Genomic DNA, 17,872 nt, shown 5'->3' with positions numbered 1-17,872 from the left:
GCCGTTGCCACCCGCTGTATTTTGACAATGACTCGCCGCCCAAAAGCAGTCTTTTGCGTCATCGTGATGATCATCACATTTTATTGGCGATAATATATAAAAAAATACTTAGTAATCAGTATTACACACTGTTAATTGCAACATTTTAGGTAGTTACGCCAAAAAATGACAATTAAACAGTACATCATCATTATGACTTAAGCCTATTCTTAGTGGTATTTCTGAGGGCTAAATTACTTTGATCCTCACCTCATTTGTTTTTTTATTAAACGTCATCATTGAGTTAACCCAGTAACAAGGTTGAGCTCGTTTCATTTGCAGTTGTTTTTTGTTGCATATGCTAACGAATGGTTTGGCATACCACGCCCTTACAAAGGCCGTTATGTTAATCATCCTAGATCCCTTCAATGTTACTTGTGATGAAAATAATAGAAAAGATGAGGGTATTTATGAACACATTAAACAGAAGACAAGCGATTGGACGCATTATTGGTGTTTCATCTGCGGCGGTAGGTGGAGCGTTAATTGCTAATCCCGTATTAGCGGCAATTGCCACAGAAACTGGCGATTGGAAACTAGAAGTAGGCACTCGCTTAGCTTATGTAAAACTAGACCCTATGATTGTTGCAAAACGTGCTTATGAAACCGGTAATGGCTGTATGTATCAGGTATTTGACAGCATTATTAAAAGCTTAGCCGAATCAAGTTCCCCTGATGCCGAGAAATTTGCTCAAGTACCGACTGCGATGGCGCACTATGGTTATGCCGGCATGTTAGGGGAAGGAACCGTATGCGGCAATATCAATGCTGCGGGTATGTTAGTGAATCTTCTTTCTATTAATGGATCTCCTGCAAACAGTTTTTTAAGCCAGGTTATGCGCTTTTATGAAAACGAAGCCCTACCTCTTCAAACTGACAGTTTTCTAGATGGTATCGGGGCTGATAAAGCTGAGACATTAGCTAAAGTGGGCAGCCCAACCGCTGCAAATACTATTTTATGCCACTCTTCTATTAGCTTGTGGGCCAGTAAGAATGGTAAGACGTTCAATGAAAAAGGCATGCGCTGTAAACAGTTATCAGCCTCTGTCGTTTATGAGTTAGTCGTGATGTTAAACAAAGCATTTGATGGCGAAACTGTTAATGATCACCCCGTATCTACAACGGTTGAAAGTTGCCAATCTTGCCATACGGCTGACTCAACTTTTGCACCGAGTGTGAAAACCAACATGGCTTGTGACACCTGTCATGGCGGTCACTAATTAATAGGAGCCAAGACATGAAAAAAACAACACTCAGCCTAATGATGGGAGTCAGTTTCGTTTTGCTCTTTGGATGCAACAGCTCTGACGATGATAATGTTACTGCGCCACCTGAGCCTCCTGAGCCACCTGCAACCACCATTAGTATTAATGATACTTCCGTTATCGAAGTTGCCCTTGTCAGTAGTGAACCAGAAAATGGCACCATGATTATTAACTTAACTGGTGATGATGATAAAGCGGTGATCGGAGCCAACGCATTTAACTTATTGTTTATGGGATATCCTAAACCTGGACCTTACTCCAGTAAATATAAGTTAGCTTGGCATCAAGCGCAGCACACCAGCTGTATTGATACTGAGGAATGCGCCATAGCAATGGAAGAGTTAAAGGCAGGCATGTACCAGCTCACGTTAGATGATCTTGCTTGGAAAAACGGTATCATAAGATATCGGGCAGCTTTGGAAGTGAAAGGCGAAAACGCTCACTTCCCAATGGCATTTTTAAATTAACCCACTCACATCCCCATTATTGACTCGCGATGGTTTAATTCACATCGCGAGTTTTTTAACCTATGGTGAAAAATGAATTAATGGTTGTACGATTATTTGGGGATGACTTATCAAAATCCACTGCAGAGGTAATGTTGGCACTATGCATAATGTTCCCCGCATAAATGATTAAGCGGTTGGGCTTGGCATCAACTGAAAACACTTTTTCGAATAATGCATCGCTATCATTCATATAACCAGCTCGTTCATTTGCAGACTGCTTTACCTATTCCACCATCTGTATAATGGTATCTTTGTCATCATGCGACAAATGTATTTTAGAGGTGCCTTTGTAGCGATAAAAAAGGGTTCCACCTAGATGATTGTCATTCAAGTAATGTACTGCTGCCATATGATTTTCAGACAAGGAATCAAAGTGAGGCATGGTTTGCATTACATCCAAGTTTTCTGGCAATAGCGTCACTTTTGATAACCAATTTTTGAGCAGTTGCGACTGTTTAAATAAACGCCCCTGTGAGTGCTTTGCTAAACGGTTTAGCAGTGCGTTAATTAATTGATAGTATGGTTTTGGCATCTCATCACGAACACCAGGAAACAATGTTCCCTCGGCACCTATCGGATTAAAATAAGCCGTTTTACGGCAATAATTTAACATTTCATGAAAATCGTCGACCAGATCATCAATAATCCACACTCAGGCATTTGAATCAGGGATGTAAGTTAGCTGTATGTGAAGATTGGGGTTTAACAAAAACATGTGAAATACGATGTCCTTTATATCGGTATTATCACTACTACATCAGAGTAGTTAAGATGAGCAATTAAATAAGCTTATAAAGGGTATACGAGCGCAGCATAGATTAAGTTCTTATTTTTATGTGAATGCTTATCTATTTCAGCGATATCTAAAATAACATGATTTGATGATGGCTTTGGGCGAATAAAAACACTCCCAACGCATATCCAACAGCTACATTTATTTAGAAAATAATGACACAAAACCACATTAATCTTACTCGCCACCATAAGAACATGATATTGATTTTAAATCACTTTAACAGTCAAATTTAGTATAAAATGCAAAGTTTTTGTTGGGTAAAGCGTTAATCGAAAACTCATCATTTTCTGTTAATAAGCCATTTAACTAAATCAGCCGTTCAGCTTCAATTGAGGTGAGTGATTACCTCACTGATTAACAAACAATAGCCAACAAAAAAGCAAACACTGAGGTTTGCTTTTTAGAACTCTTATTGAGAATAACGGTCTCGCTAGCTATCGCAATGCCATTATCTCATAGTAACAAACTCTTCGGCACCTGTAGGATGTATGGCGACAACCGCGTCAAAGTCTGCTTTGGTGGCCCCCATTTTCATGGCGACACCAAAACCTTGAAGAATTTCATCCATTCCAAAACCGATGCCATGAATACCTACAACCACTTGATTGTCACCAGCACAAACTAATTTCATCTTACAGGCTTGACGGTGAGCAGTTACGGCTGTGTACATAGAGGTAAACCCTGATGTGTACACTTTGATATTATCTGCCCCATATTGCTCAACGGCTTCTGGTTCAGTGAGACCCATAGTGCCAATTGGCGGATGACTAAATACCACAGTAGGAATTAATGAGTAATCCATTTTGGCATTAGGCATTTGACCAAATAAGCGCTCGGACAACAAGCGACCTGCTTTAACGGCAACAGGGGTTAGCTCTACGCCACCTTCCATAATATCACCGACACAATAAATACCTTTAGCCGTGGTATTTTGCTGCTCATCGGTTACCACATAACCTTTTGTGTTCAAGGTGACATCAGTATTTTCAAGGCCAATATTCGCTGTAGCTGGTGAGCGGCCAATCGCCCAAATCAGGGTGTCGACAGTCACGCTGTTTCCGCTTTCAAGCTCAAGTGTTAGGCTACCATCAGCATTTTTAACCACTTGCTTTGGCACACTATTGGTATGCAAGGTAGGGCCATCGGTTGCCATAGCTTCAACTAGGGCATCAACCAAAATAGGGTCAAAATTACGCAAAGGGGCATGTTTACGAACCAATAAATGGGTTTCACTACCAAGCGCATGTAAAACACCCGCTAACTCAACGGCAATATAACCTGCCCCAATAACAGCAACACGCTTAGGTTGTTCTCGCAATTCAAAGAAACCATTTGAATCAATTCCATATTCTGCGCCGGGAATATCGGGAATAGTCGGTGCACCGCCAGTAGCGATAAGAATATGATCAGCCGTGTAATGCTCACCGTTGACTTCTATGGTGTTGTTATTTACAAACTTGCCATAACCATTTAGTAAGGTCACCTTATTGCTGGCAAAACCACGACCATAGGCTTCATGAATGCGGCCAATATAAGCTTCGCGATTATCAACTAAGGTATTCCAGTCAAATTTGTTGACGGTAACATCAAAACCATAGTCTTTAGCATAAAGGTTCATAGCTTCAGCGACGTGCGCGCCATACCACATCACTTTTTTGGGCACACAGCCTACGTTTACACAGGTACCACCAACGTGCTTTGCTTCAATAATTAATACTTTTGCGCCGCGCATTGCTGCACGATTTGCTGATGCGATACCGCCACTGCCGGCACCCAAAGCAATATAGTCAAAATGTTGAGCCATGATAATCTCCGCTACAATTGATGCTGCCATTGTAGGGAGGAATCGACTTCGATGCTAGATGGTATTCAAAAACTCCTACTAGCGCTTATATTGGCACAGAGAATGATCGCCTTCGGACGGTCCCTTAGTCTCACATTTCAAGCACTTCCACTCATCTAATCTGACGTTCATTTCATTCTCAAAATGCTGTTGATTTTGCGCACCTGGTCTTAGTTTACGTTGCAAATAACTAATACGGTTATCTAACCAGCGACAGCTGGGGTCATTCGCCACTTTAGGGGCTTTAAGGGCTGAGACTTTTGCTTTTGATTTATAGGGCTGACTAACTTTGCCTTTTGAGCCCCATGCTCGATCAACTAAGGCTTCATCTGCATGATACTCTAATGCTAATGAAGGCGGGTTAATCGTGACAGGCTGGCCTTCACTATCAAAAACACCATCACTGCCAAGCTGGGCAATATTCTCATTACTTAAGGTGTTAAGTGTTGATGATGTTTGAGGAGTAATCGCACTCAATTTATCACTAGCAATAGTACTATGTTGAATACTGATACAAGCAATAAGAAATAGAGTGGGTAAAATCTGTTGAATAGGTTTCATAATGCATCCTTGCAAGTGTAAACAATAAAAAAGCGCAACCATCCTGTCGCGCCTTAAAGTGTAGTCTAATTTTTATCAGACACAAAGCAGGTTCAAGCATTTAGAATACCCAGTTCAAATGCACTCCAGCGTAAGCTTCATTTAAATGACTCGAAATGTGGTTATCCGAAGCCTCGCGTTTAATATCGCCCATGGCCTGGGTGACACTCAGGTGCCCACTTAGTGCGATGTGATTGGATATGGTATAAGCAGCTTCAATACCGAGTTGTATATGGTTGGCGCCATCATAATCTTCAGTCACATATTGAAAGTCAAACCCCTGTAGCACATAGGGTGTGATAGATAATGTCTCTGTTATATCCCATGGGCTATGCAAACTCACTTCAACAAAGTAGCCGCCAGCTTCTGTTGAATAGGTATAATTAATAGCAGGTATTAGCCAGTCAACTCCAGTGTAGGTTAATGAGCCGAACACTTCATTATCTGAGTCGCGCTCTTCGCCATAAAACTCCAAACGCTGATAACCTATGGTTGCATCAAAGTGATCGCTTAAATGCAATGTGTATTCGAGTCCAAAATTCCACTCGATATAATGCGTTTGGTCGCCGCGACCTAAAGCCACAAAAGTGACTAAATCACCATCTGTAATACTGGCAACTCCCCAAGCAATACCGCCCTTGTCTAAATTATCCCGCCCTTCGGAAATATATTGGCTATCCCATGCGAGGTCGAATGCAAACTCGGCCTCAGTCAGAGCTTGTGCATTTGCTGTTATCCCGCCACTGACAGACAGCATGGCACCCCACACAATCAAAGTAACAAGAGATTTAGGTAAACTTGCTGATAAAAAAGCGGGTTTGATCATAGTGATAACTCTATCGGTTAAGAGCGATTGACAATTTTTAGCTATATTAACCAACAAAATAGCAAAGAGAAATGATAACGAGTTGCATTTGCGATCTAATTGTCAATATTCGAAGTGTAAATAGCGTGTAAATTAAAATCGAGATCAGCATCACTTTCTTGCGACAATTTTTAAGTTAGGCAACTCACAACCCAACCTATTTATCTATTGATGACCGAGGGATAATCCATCTTGACTTGATTTTAAGCCATCATGCCCTCATAAAGTACTCATACGCTTATTCTTCGAGGACACAACATGAGCAATCCATTGCAAAGTGGTGCAGAACTACCGCTTTTTTCACAAATCAAGCCAGAACATATTAAGCCAGCAGTGGAACAAGCCATTGAAAACTGTCGTAGCTGTATTGACGATCTCCTTGCTAAGAATAGTGTTTACACTTGGGATAATTTGATTGCCCCGCTTGAAGACGTTGATGATGAACTCAGCAAAGTATGGTCGCCAGTATCACACATGAATTCAGTCATCAGCAGTGATGAACTTCGTGAAGCCCATGATGATTGTTTACCGCTGTTATCTGATTACGGCACATACGTTGGCCAACACCAGGGACTTTATCAAGCCTATAAATCGATTCATCAATCCGCCAATTTCGCGCAACTGACTCAAGCTCAAAAAACCGTTATTGAACACAGCCTACGTGACTTTGAATTATCAGGTATTGGCTTATGTGATGCCGATAAAGTACGTTATGGTGAAATAGTTAAACGCCTTTCAGAACTGACCAGTAACTTTTCGAACCAATTGCTAGATGCAACTCAAGCATGGACCAAACTGATTACTGACGAAGCAGAACTTGCCGGCTTACCGGAATCCGCACTTGGCGCCGCTAAAGCGATGGCAGAAGCAAACGAGCAAACAGGTTGGTTATTTACCTTAGACTTCCCATCATATTTACCTGTAATGACTTACAGTGAAAATCGCTCGCTACGTGAAGAGTGTTATCGCGCTTTTGTGACTCGCGCATCGGATCAAGGCCCGAATGCGGGTGAATTTGATAACACAGACAACATGAATGAAATTGTCGTTTTACGCCATGAAATTGCCAACCTATTAGGTTTTGACAGTTATGCCCATGAGTCATTGGCAACCAAAATGGCCGAAACGCCAGAACAAGTGCTTGGCTTTTTAAACGAACTGGGTGAACGCTCAAAACATCAAGCCGCCAATGAACTCGCTGAACTGCGCGCCTTTGCCAAAGAACATTACCATGTCACTGAAATGGCCTCGTGGGATTTAAGTTTTTACGCCGAAAAACTACAACAACATAAATATGAAGTGTCTCAAGAATTATTACGGCCTTATTTCCCTGAAAACAAAGCGCTATCGGGTTTATTCTTTACCGTTAACAAACTATTTGGCTTAACGATTAAAGAAGAGAAAGAATTTGATTCATGGCACAAAGATGTGCGTTTCTTCCATATTTTTGATGCCGAAAACACCCACAGAGGTAGCTTTTATCTAGATTTGTATGCCCGTACAGGCAAACGTGGCGGCGCGTGGATGGATGATTGCCGTGGCCGACGCATTACGTCGACAGGCTTGCAAAAGCCGGTTGCGTATTTAACCTGTAATTTTAATGGCCCAGTAAATGGCAAACCGGCATTATTTACCCATGATGAAGTAGTGACCTTATTCCATGAATTTGGCCATGGTATTCATCACATGCTAACCAAGGTAGATGTTGGCGGTGTATCGGGCATTAATGGTGTGCCTTGGGATGCCGTTGAGTTACCAAGTCAGTTTTTAGAAAACTGGTGTTGGCAAGAAGAAGCCTTAGCTGAAATTTCAGGCCATTTTGAAACAGGTGAACCTTTACCCAAAGCATTGCTTGATAAAATGCTTGCCGCAAAGAATTTCCAATCAGGCATGATGATGTTGCGCCAGTTGGAATTTTCATTATTCGACTTCAGAATGCACCATGAATTTGACCCAGCAAAAGGGGTTAATATTCAGGGAATTCTTGATGAAGTACGCAGCCAAATTGCCGTATTAACACCGCCTAGCTTCAACCGTTTCCAACACGGATTTGCCCACATCTTTGCGGGTGGGTATGCGGCGGGTTATTACAGTTATAAATGGGCTGAAGTATTATCTGCCGATGCCTTTTCACGCTTTGAAGAGGAAGGGATTTTCAATCCCGAAACGGGACAAAGCTTCTTAAATAACATCTTAGAAATGGGCGGCAGTGAAGAGCCGATGACACTATTTAAGCGCTTTATGGGGCGCGAGCCAAACACTGATGCATTATTACGTCACAGCGGAATCGCGGCTTAATTTCTCTAACGTTAATATAATGCTGTTACTCAAAGGCGCTATTTAGCGCCTTTATTATTCTTTAAGCCCAAAAATACTTTCCCAAAACAGTAACCTGCTATCTGTCACCCTAATGTCCCAATTACACAGTTAACAATCACAGCTAGCAACCTCTGCCATTTTAAACATTGAGAAAATTTTCGCAAAATTTAAGCAAAACAGTTGCCTTACACGCTCACTCACCCTACATTTGAACCTCAATAGTGAATAAATAATAACAATAGGTCTACACGTTGAGCAGCCATGTTAAAAAGATTTTCTTTGAGTTAACACCCGGTAAGACGGTGGACTTACAGATAGATCATCCCGTTAAATTACGCATCAAAGCCATATTGGTTGGGTATGATTTAGGGCAATACATTATCTTAAAACACCCAGCGCCGCAGAATATGAGCAATTACAACGATGTACTTGTTGAAGGCAATGTCGTTGTGGTGCGTTACCTACTGGAAGGTCAACAAGGTGAATGTTACGCCTTTAAATCGACCATTAGAAATGTCACTAAACTGCCTGAAAAGTTTATTTTTTTAACTTACCCTGAAAGAATTGAAAACCGGCAATTACGTACACATCAAAGATTTACTACTCATTTACCTGCGATCATTCAAGCAAAGGAAGAACGCGAAGGAAAAAAAGCCGCGCAACTCAAGGGAATAATTTCAGATATTTCCGCCAAGGGCTGTGGCTTTGTTTTTAAAAGTGACAACGCCAATATTAAAGTGAATCAAAAAAATATTTTTGTCGTGATCCGCACCCCCAACGATGTCGAAATGACGATTCCGGCAAAAGTTTGTAATAGCCGTTTTGAACATGGCAAGGTCAACGTAGGTGTACAATTTGAAGAAGATGACGAGCAAATTAAAAAACTACTCAATCAATTATTCATTGATTTGTAATTTTAAATAACTAAACAATATCTTGCTAAATATCTTTGCAAAAATGAAAGCCTAAAACAGGACTCTGTTTTAGGCTTTCATTTTACACATTGCAATGTAAGTGCATTGCAAATCCATCACCACGCTTTAAGCTAATTTCAACGCATGATGCTGGCGATATATCACCATGTCTTCAATGGTTAATACTGGCATATTATACTTTAACGCAAAGGCGACAATTTCGGGCGTTTTCGCCATAGTGCCGTCTTCATTGGTCACTTCACACAACACCCCTGACTCGCCTAAGCCGGCCATTTGCATTAAATCAACCGTACCTTCAGTATGGCCGCGACGCGTTAGTACTCCACCAGCGCGAGCGCGAAGTGGAAATACGTGACCTGGTCTTGCTAAATCACTGGCTTTGGCATTGGCAGCCGTTGCGGTTTTGACAGTGGTGACTCTGTCCTGTGCTGAAACACCGGTTGTTACGCCAACCTTGGCTTCTATCGACACAGTAAACGCGGTTTGATTGGCACTATTGTTGTCTGCCACCATAGGCGGTAACTCGAGCTTATTTGCTTGTGCATCGGTCAAACACAGACACACAATGCCGCTGCATTCACGGATCATTAATGCCATTTGTGCTGCGGTTAAATGCTCAACAGAATAAATCAAATCGCCTTCGTTTTCACGATCTTCATCATCAAGTAATAAGATACCCTTGCCTTGTTTAAGCGCTTCAATGGCTTTTTCAACACGGATAAGTGGCTCACCAAAAGGTGAAAGTAAAGATAACTGATTCATGGTTACTCCTAAAAATTGACCAGAATCAGGGCTTTGAAGAGGGGTTTTACACCAAATAGAATCGCACCAGCAGAAAATGTCTGCTGGTGATGTTGCTATTCTCTCTCATCCGGACTGTAACCGTCGGCTCTGGAATATCAGTGATTACTTTACAAATAATGCACTAAGTCACCAAATCTGCTGACCTCGACGAATCGAGCGCTCGCGGGCTTTGTTGTTAGCAATCACTAAAATCAAATTAGTATAACAACTTACCGCCGGTGGGGAATTTCGCCCCGCCCTGAGAATTCATGCTGGAAATTCAGCCCGGCTATAGTAAAGCCCAAACAAGCTAAGTTCAATCAAGTGGTGCAACAAACGTGTGTATAAATCACATAAACTCTGCTTGATAGCTGGTATGACCTCTGCTAGCCTGTTGCGCTCACAAAGGAGTGGTAAAAATGAATCTGTATTTTAGATTAGTGTGGTTATTTTTGTGGCGTATTCGCCAATGTCCGGGTATTGGCTTTTTAGATACCAGCCGAATTAGCTATCGTGCTTTGCCATTTGATTGTGATGTGAATTTGCACCTCACTAATTCGCGCTACCCTGCGTTTATGGATTTAGCACGCACTTATATGATCGCCGACATGGGTTTGATGAACAAGTTTCTGAAAATGAAATGGATGCCTATTGTCAATGCTTCCGAATTTACTTATATCCGTGACATTAAGCCTTTCGAAAAGTTTGAAATTGAAACCAAAGTAGTCGGTTGGGATGAAAAATACTTTTATATTGAACAACGCTTTATCACGGCAAGAGGCCTACATTGCATCGTCCATGTGCGCGGTGTTTTTGTGTGTAATCGCAAACAAGTGCCAATTGAAACCTTAGTTTCTGAAGCTGGTTACCAGGGTGAAATACCTGAACTGCCGCCAGAAGTCGTAAAGTGGAAGCAATTTTTACAGCTTAAAAAAGATCGCAATAGCTAAGCTAAAAGTATTTAGCACTAAAACGTTTTGATGTATCAACACAGGGTTACTGCAGAATTAGACATCCTGCCATGACAGAGATAATAATCATGCAGCTAAACCCTCCAGCATCCAGACCAATAATTAGCACCGGTGATAAATATTCGGCTGACAGTTATTGTTATATACCCAAACAACTTGAAGATATGTGTTTCAGAGCTTCACCGTGTTTTCAATACTAGGCGCGTTAATGTGGTAATGTAGGTACCTTATAAATTAGCGCAACAACGCTCTTGATTTAAAAATCAGGGGAACACGGTGAAACTCCCTGAGGGCAAGTTTTACACGCGTTTATGCTGCGTTATTGTTTTTGAAAAGGGAATACCATTACCCGCAATCAATGCCTTGCCTAAACGCGTGTAAATTCTTGCTGAAATCGAGCATCTTCAGGTTGTTTGGGTATAAAAGCTAATCTAAACCCAAACAGCCATCGTATAGATGGCTGTTTTGTTTTTATGTTACTCAAATGGATAAATGCTAAAAGAAAGGAGCATAACGTGGCTAAGCTTGAAAAATTTGCCGATATTCTATCGCGTGCATGTGAGCGCAAAGGTGGTTTAGCAAATGTTGAGGCGTTATTACCCGATACTTTACCCAGCGGTGAAATAGCTCAATATAGCGATGCACAGTTATTATCTGCTATGTCAAAGCGGGTATTTCAAAGTGGATTTGTATGGCGTGTAGTCGAAAATAAATGGCCGGCTTACGAAAAGGCGTTCTTTGATTTTGAGCCACAAAAAGTCTTAATGCTGTCACCCGAGCAAATTCAGCAACGTGCAACTGACGCCACCTTAATCCGTCACCAAAAGAAAACCCAAGCCATAGTTGATAACGCCTATATGGTGCAAGCCTTATCTGCAAAACACGGCAACTTTGCACAACTTATCGCTAACTGGCCAACTGATGACATTATTAGTTTATGGCAATTGCTGAAAAAAAAAGGCGCCCGTTTAGGCGGTAATACAGGACCTTATTTTTTACGTTCGATTGGTAAGGATACGTTTTTGCTGTCGAATGATGTGCAGGGATATTTAAAGGCTAAAAAAGTGGTTGATGCAGGCTTTAGTTCACAAACAGGCTTGAAACAAACGCAAGCGGCATTTAATGCCTGGCAACAGGAGAGTGGACTCAATTTAGCCGAAATTAGCCGTATTATCTCTTTAGGTGTGGGCGATAATCATCTTTAATGAGAATGGGTTAACGCTAACTGACAACCTGGTATCGACTTAAAAACATTTTCGCTGTTTCAATGGCCAAATGTTGACGTTCAATCTCGGTGAGTAGAGGTTTGCAGGCCAATACCTGGGGCCAAAAGCAATGGCCTTTAATTAATGACATCAATTGATCATTGGCAAAATTAGCATCATCGAGTTGTAACTTATGGTCTGCCTCGGCCGCTTTTATCCAACGGATCAGCGCCGTTTCTTGCTGTTTCATTTTTTCAATTTCTCGGGTCATTTCATCACTGTTATAAAACAGGTGACCAATCGCGACTCGTGCTAAATCGATATGTTCTTGTGAATTAATAAACTCAATTTCGGTTAAGATTATGGCAGCAAACTGCCCTTCTAAAGCGACGCCTACTTGATAACGACCTTGGTTTTTAGTCATGGCTTCTTGCCATAATTCACTGACTAAATGCATTACCAAAGCTTCTTTAGTCGCAAAATGATTATACACAGTACGCTTTGAAACCTGCGCTTCCTCGGCCAGTTTATCCATGCTACTTGCTGCAACACCAAGCTCTTTAAAAATACGTTTGGCGGCTTCAATAATCGCTTGTCGTTTTAACTGGCTACGGCTTTTCATTTCAGTCGTCATCACTTCGTATATTGATAAAATTTATTCCAACTTATTTTACACTGAACAGTTTACTTTTCAACCTAACCCTCATAAACTACACCGTATAGTTTACTTTAGAGTGAATTTTGATATTCTCTAACCGCAAGAAAATCGCGTGGGGAGATCAATTTAAAACCTGACTCAGGTAGAACAACTTGTTGATTGATGCGTGAGCCTGACCTCACCTTGGCTGAAAACTTACAGACTCAAATAATGCACTTGATGGCGCTGCTGTGACACGATAACAAACACCTGTTTTAAAATGAAAAGTCAGTAGAACATATAACAGACAAATTAATTCAAAAATGAAATACTACTAAGGGTTCGAATTGCAACATTTCGCTCGAACTAAATTTAACGAGCGAAGAGCAACAAACCCGAGTAGTCGATTCAATTAACTAATGAATCTGCAATATAACACTGTTAAGTTAACTATACTCTTTAGACACTTTTTTACTGAAATTACCGACAAATCGATAATTCAACCTAAAACCATTAACAACTTGGTATCAATCAAGCTAGTTAACGTATTTATTTACAATTTTACGCTTCGGCTTTACCCATAGTCACTATGCGTAAAGACAATAACCGAGCAAAATAGACAGTTCGAATTAAATGGCACAACTTCTCACACACAATGAAATTTGGGTGAGAAACATTAGGAGTAGGAGCTCTCATGCACAAAGCATTGAAAATTGCCGCAGTCATTACTGCGTCTTTGTGGTTAACAGCCTGTGGCAAACAAGACGATGGAGCGCAAGCTCAACAAGAGCGCCCACCTACTCCGGTTGGTGTCATGATTGTAGAAGCCCAATCGCAAGCTATTCAAGTTGAATTACCTGGTCGTAGCAAATCGTTTCTTGAAGCAGAAGTTCGTCCTCAAGTCTCAGGTATTATCACTGAACGCGGGTTTGTTGAAGGTAAAGAAGTGACTAAAGGTCAGTCTCTTTATCAGATTGATTCGGCCACCTACAAAGCAGCTTTAGTCAGCGCCGAAGCCGATTTAGCGCGTGCTAACGCCGCCTTAGAATCAGCAAAAGCCAAAGCGGCTCGTTATCAAACCTTAGTAAAAACTAATGCTGTCAGCGTACAGGATTTTGATGAAGCCAAAGCGGCTTATAAAGAAGCCCTAGCCTCAGTGACGGTCGCAGAAGCGGCAATCAATACTGCAAAAATCAATCTTGAATACACCGAAGTAAAGGCGCCAATTTCTGGCCGCATCGGTAAATCATCTGTTACTGCGGGCGCTTTAGTGACTGCCAATCAAAGTAATACGTTAGCCACCATTCAACAGCTAGACCCTATTAATGTTGATATCGCACAGTCTAGCGCGCAATTATTACGCCTAAAAAGTAAGCTTAAAGCCGGTAAATTGCTTAAAAGTGACAATGCCGCCGTTACGCTTATTTTAGAAGATGGTTCTACTTACGATCAGCAGGGCACTATGCAATTTGCTGAAGTCAGCGTTGATGAAACCACGGGTTCAGTGACATTGCGTGCAGAGTTCCCAAATCCTGACGGTGTGCTATTACCTGGCATGTATGTGCGTGCTCGCCTAGATACAGGTAAAGATCCACAAGCGATATTAGTGCCGCAACGCGCTATAACTCGTAATACAAAAGGACAGGCCATGGCGATGGTGGTCAATCAAGATAACAACGTTGAAGTGCGGATTGTTACCACAGCTGAAGTAATTAATAACAACTGGCGTATCGTAGATGGACTAACACCTGGTGATAAGTTAATTGTTGAAGGGTTACAAAAAATTCGTCCTGGCGCTAAAGTTGCTCCACAAGTATTAACTGAAGACACTCCACAAAAATAGGACAAGACTATGGCTCGCTTTTTTATCGATCGCCCTATTTTTGCATGGGTGATCTCAATACTTATCATGTTAGCTGGAATATTGGCCATTAAAGGCCTCCCAGTAGCGCAATACCCAAGTATCGCACCACCAACCGTAGTCATTACTGCGTTTTACCCTGGTGCATCGGCCAAAACCATGGAAGACACAGTGACTCAGGTGATTGAGCAACGAATGACGGGTATTGACCATCTGCGTTATATTTCATCAAGCAGCGACAGTTTTGGTAACGCCACTGTGACGTTAACTTTTAACGCCGAAGCTGATCCCGATATTGCCCAAGTGCAAGTGCAAAACAAACTGCAAGCGGCAATGACCTTATTGCCTCAAGAAGTGCAGTCGCAGGGTGTTGACGTTAACAAATCCAGTGCGGGATTTTTAATGGTTGCTGCATTTGTATCTGAAGATGGATCGCTAGCGAAAAACGATATTTCAGATTATGTTGCCGCAAACATTCAAGACCCAATGAGCCGTGTGCCGGGCGTGGGTGAAATACAATTATTTGGTGCGCAATATGCCATGCGTATATGGCTTGAACCATTAAAATTAACCCAATACAACTTAACCAGTATCGACATAATGGCAGCGATTCGTGAGCAAAACGCTCAAGTTTCAGCTGGTCAGCTTGGCGGCGCTCCTGCAATGGCAGGTCAAGAGCTTAACGCTACGGTTACCGCTCAAAGCCGCTTACAGACGCCTGAGCAGTTCAAACGTATTATCCTAAAGTCAGATTCTTCAGGTGCTAACGTGTATCTTGAAGATGTTGCCCGTATTGAACTTGGCGCTGAAAGCTATGCTGTTGAATCATTTTACAATGGTAAGCCTGCTGCGGGCTTAGCATTTAAACTGGCAACCGGAGCTAACGCACTGGATACCGCCAACAACATTCGTGAGCGTTTGGGCGAATTAAAAACCTATTTCCCTAATGGTTTAGAAATTTATTATCCCTACGACACTACACCTTTCGTTGAAAAATCGATTGAAGGCGTAGTCCACACCTTAATTGAAGCTATCGTATTAGTGTTCTTGATCATGTATCTGTTTTTACAGAACTTCAGAGCAACACTGATCCCAACAATTGCGGTACCTGTGGTATTACTTGGTACCTTTGCGATTTTATCAGCGACAGGCTTTTCGATTAATTCGCTAACCATGTTTGCTATGGTACTGGCAATTGGTCTGTTGGTAGATGATGCTATCGTTGTGGTAGAAAACGTTGAACGTGTGATGTCTGAAGAAGGCTTAAGTCCACTTGAAGCAACGCGAAAGTCGATGGATCAAATCACTGGCGCACTAGTGGGTATTGGTTTAACGCTTTCTGCGGTCTTCGTGCCAATGGCCTTTATGTCGGGTTCAACGGGGGTAATTTACCGTCAGTTCTCTATTACGATTGTGTCAGCAATGGCATTGTCAGTATTAGTCGCTTTGATTTTAACACCCGCACTTTGTGCCACTATGTTAAAGCCATTGCCAAAAGGCCATACACACATTAACACCGGCTTTTTTGGTTGGTTTAACCGTATGTTTGACAGCATGACATCACGTTATGAAGCCAACGTAGCAAAAATTTTAAAGCGTAGTTTCCGTATGATGGGCATTTATCTTGTGCTAGTTATTGCAACGGCTTGGATTTTCATGCGCATGCCGACGGCATTCTTACCTGATGAAGATCAAGGTATTTTGTTTACCCAAGCTATTTTGCCAACTAACTCAACCCAAGAAAGCACAGTTAAAGTGCTAGAAAATATCAGTGATTACTACCTCACCCAAGAAGCCGACACAGTTAAATCTGTTTTCAGTGTCGCGGGATTCAGTTTTGCTGGTATGGGCCAAAACATGGGTATGTCATTTGTTGGCTTAAAAGATTGGGCAGAACGTGAAGCTCCAGGGCAAGATGTTAAATCGATTTCTGGACGCGCGATGGGTTACTTTATGCAAATTAAGGAAGCCATGGTATTTGCGTTCGTGCCGCCAGCGGTAATTGAGCTGGGCACAGCCAATGGTTTTGATTTGTACCTTCAAGACCGAGGAGGTCAAGGGCATGATGCGTTAATTGCAGCACGTAATCAGTTACTGGGCATGGCGGCTCAAAACCCTAACTTAGTTGGTGTCCGCCCTAACGGCCAAGAAGATGCGCCAATGTACGAAATTCACATAGATCATGCAAAAGTTCGCGCATTAGGCATAGATATCAATAATGCCAACAGCGTATTAGCGACTGCATGGGGTGGCTCGTATGCCAATGACTTTATTGATCGAGGCCGTGTTAAAAAGGTTTACGTGCAGGGTGATGCAAAATACCGCATGCAACCTAGTGATTTGGACACTTGGTATGTACGTAATGCTAACGGTGAAATGGTGCCTTTCTCTGCTTTTGCAACAGGTTCATGGAACTATGGTTCGCCACAGTTACAGCGCTTTAACGGGTTACCTGCGGTAAACATTCAAGGCGCTACACTTCCAGGCTACAGTACCGGTGATGCAATGGCGGCTATTGAAAAAATGGTTGAGCAATTACCGCCTGGATTTGGGGTTGAATGGAACGGTTTATCATATGAGGAACGTCTATCTGGCAACCAAGCACCAGCATTATATGCCTTATCAATTCTGGTAGTATTTTTAGTTCTTGCCGCGCTTTATGAAAGCTGGTCAGTACCCTTTGCGGTAGTATTAGTTGTGCCACTTGGGGTAATTGGGGCCTTGCTTGCTATGAATGGTCGAGGTTTACCTAATGACGTATTCTTCCAGGTTGGCTTATTAACCACTGTGGGGCTAGCAACTAAAAATGCCATCTTAATCGTAGAATTCGCCAAAGACTTCTATGATAAAGGTGCTGGATTAATCGAAGCCACGCTACATGCTGTGCGAGTGCGTTTACGCCCTATCTTAATGACTTCATTAGCATTTGGCTTTGGTGTTGTACCATTAGCGATCAGTACCGGTGTCGGCTCAGGCAGTAAAAATGCCATTGGTACCGGTGTACTTGGCGGTATGATGAGCTCAACCTTCTTAGGTATCTTCCTCATTCCATTATTCTTCGTGGTGGTAGAAAGTATCTTTAGCCGCAAGAAGAATAAAGCTGACGTGGAACAAACCGCTGATACACTAGCTGAAACAACACATAAGTCTGATGTCTAAGCGCTAATAAGTTGTGTAAAAATCAGCCCAGCTTATGCTGGGCTTTTTTTATCGACGATGTTATTATCGCCGCCCCTTGTTGGCA

13 protein-coding genes, 1 pseudogene and 1 riboswitch are annotated in these 17,872 nt (G+C 42.0%); of the genes and pseudogenes, 8 read left to right on the top strand and 6 right to left on the bottom strand.

Translation table 11 applies throughout. The annotated features are described in order from the left end of the window. The first annotated feature begins 449 nt into the window (after positions 1-449). A complete protein-coding gene (locus IEY03_RS11540) occupies positions 450-1,259 on the top strand; it encodes a cytochrome c3 family protein (protein WP_188841763.1) in 810 nt (269 codons plus the stop codon). A gap of 17 nt (positions 1,260-1,276) precedes the next feature. After that, positions 1,277-1,771, top strand: coding sequence for a hypothetical protein (locus IEY03_RS11535; RefSeq protein WP_188841761.1), 495 nt, complete (start codon positions 1,277-1,279; stop codon positions 1,769-1,771). Between the two features lie 55 nt (positions 1,772-1,826). Here IEY03_RS11535 and IEY03_RS11525 read toward each other — a convergent pair. The 4 genes and pseudogenes from IEY03_RS11525 to IEY03_RS11510 all read right to left on the bottom strand — a co-directional run bounded on the left by IEY03_RS11525 (position 1,827) and on the right by IEY03_RS11510 (position 5,878). After that, positions 1,827-2,465: pseudogene (locus IEY03_RS11525) on the bottom strand (DUF6445 family protein). 592 nt (positions 2,466-3,057) lie between these two features. After that, positions 3,058-4,413 (bottom strand): glutathione-disulfide reductase, encoded by a 1,356-nt coding sequence (gene gorA / locus IEY03_RS11520; protein ID WP_188841755.1) that lies wholly within the window; start codon positions 4,411-4,413, stop codon positions 3,058-3,060. A 78-nt stretch (positions 4,414-4,491) separates the two neighbouring features. Further along, positions 4,492-5,013 (bottom strand): hypothetical protein, encoded by a 522-nt coding sequence (locus tag IEY03_RS11515; RefSeq protein ID WP_188841753.1) that lies wholly within the window; start codon positions 5,011-5,013, stop codon positions 4,492-4,494. 100 nt (positions 5,014-5,113) lie between these two features. Continuing rightward, positions 5,114-5,878 (bottom strand): hypothetical protein, encoded by a 765-nt coding sequence (locus tag IEY03_RS11510; RefSeq protein ID WP_188841751.1) that lies wholly within the window; start codon positions 5,876-5,878, stop codon positions 5,114-5,116. A 297-nt stretch (positions 5,879-6,175) separates the two neighbouring features. Between IEY03_RS11510 and prlC the strand changes: the two genes are divergently transcribed. Beyond that, complete coding sequence (prlC, locus tag IEY03_RS11505; RefSeq protein WP_188841749.1) at positions 6,176-8,215, top strand: oligopeptidase A; 2,040 nt, start codon at positions 6,176-6,178, stop codon at positions 8,213-8,215. 272 nt (positions 8,216-8,487) lie between these two features. Next, positions 8,488-9,150, top strand: coding sequence for a PilZ domain-containing protein (locus IEY03_RS11500; RefSeq protein WP_188841747.1), 663 nt, complete (start codon positions 8,488-8,490; stop codon positions 9,148-9,150). Between the two features lie 126 nt (positions 9,151-9,276). On the opposite strand, the gene ribB is transcribed toward IEY03_RS11500, so the two are convergent. Beyond that, a complete protein-coding gene (gene ribB, locus IEY03_RS11495; RefSeq protein ID WP_188841745.1) occupies positions 9,277-9,933 on the bottom strand; it encodes a 3,4-dihydroxy-2-butanone-4-phosphate synthase in 657 nt (218 codons plus the stop codon). Between the two features lie 93 nt (positions 9,934-10,026). Beyond that, positions 10,027-10,225: riboswitch (FMN riboswitch) on the bottom strand. 148 nt (positions 10,226-10,373) lie between these two features. Between ribB and IEY03_RS11490 the strand changes: the two genes are divergently transcribed. Next, entirely contained in the window at positions 10,374-10,904 is a 531-nt protein-coding gene (locus tag IEY03_RS11490) for a thioesterase family protein (RefSeq protein WP_188841743.1), read from the top strand. Between the two features lie 536 nt (positions 10,905-11,440). Beyond that, positions 11,441-12,130: a DNA-3-methyladenine glycosylase I gene (locus tag IEY03_RS11485; protein WP_188841741.1), complete on the top strand. Its 690-nt coding sequence runs from the start codon at positions 11,441-11,443 to the stop codon at positions 12,128-12,130. Between the two features lie 16 nt (positions 12,131-12,146). Here IEY03_RS11485 and IEY03_RS11480 read toward each other — a convergent pair whose 3' ends face one another. Then, the gene (locus tag IEY03_RS11480; protein ID WP_229778291.1) at positions 12,147-12,752 is read right to left on the bottom strand and encodes a TetR/AcrR family transcriptional regulator; all 606 of its coding nucleotides are present in this window, start codon (positions 12,750-12,752) and stop codon (positions 12,147-12,149) included. A gap of 709 nt (positions 12,753-13,461) precedes the next feature. On the opposite strand from IEY03_RS11480, the gene IEY03_RS11475 reads away from it, so the two are divergent. After that, on the top strand, positions 13,462-14,610 hold the full coding sequence (locus tag IEY03_RS11475) for an efflux RND transporter periplasmic adaptor subunit (protein ID WP_188841737.1): 1,149 nt from the start codon (positions 13,462-13,464) through the stop codon (positions 14,608-14,610). Between the two features lie 9 nt (positions 14,611-14,619). Further along, on the top strand, positions 14,620-17,787 hold the full coding sequence (locus IEY03_RS11470) for an efflux RND transporter permease subunit (RefSeq protein ID WP_188841736.1): 3,168 nt from the start codon (positions 14,620-14,622) through the stop codon (positions 17,785-17,787). Positions 17,788-17,872: the final 85 nt, after the last annotated feature.

This window comes from Shewanella aestuarii, from assembly GCF_014647215.1.
GTDB lineage: Bacteria > Pseudomonadota > Gammaproteobacteria > Enterobacterales > Shewanellaceae > Shewanella > Shewanella aestuarii.
This window is presented reverse-complemented; position numbering and strand designations above follow the sequence as displayed.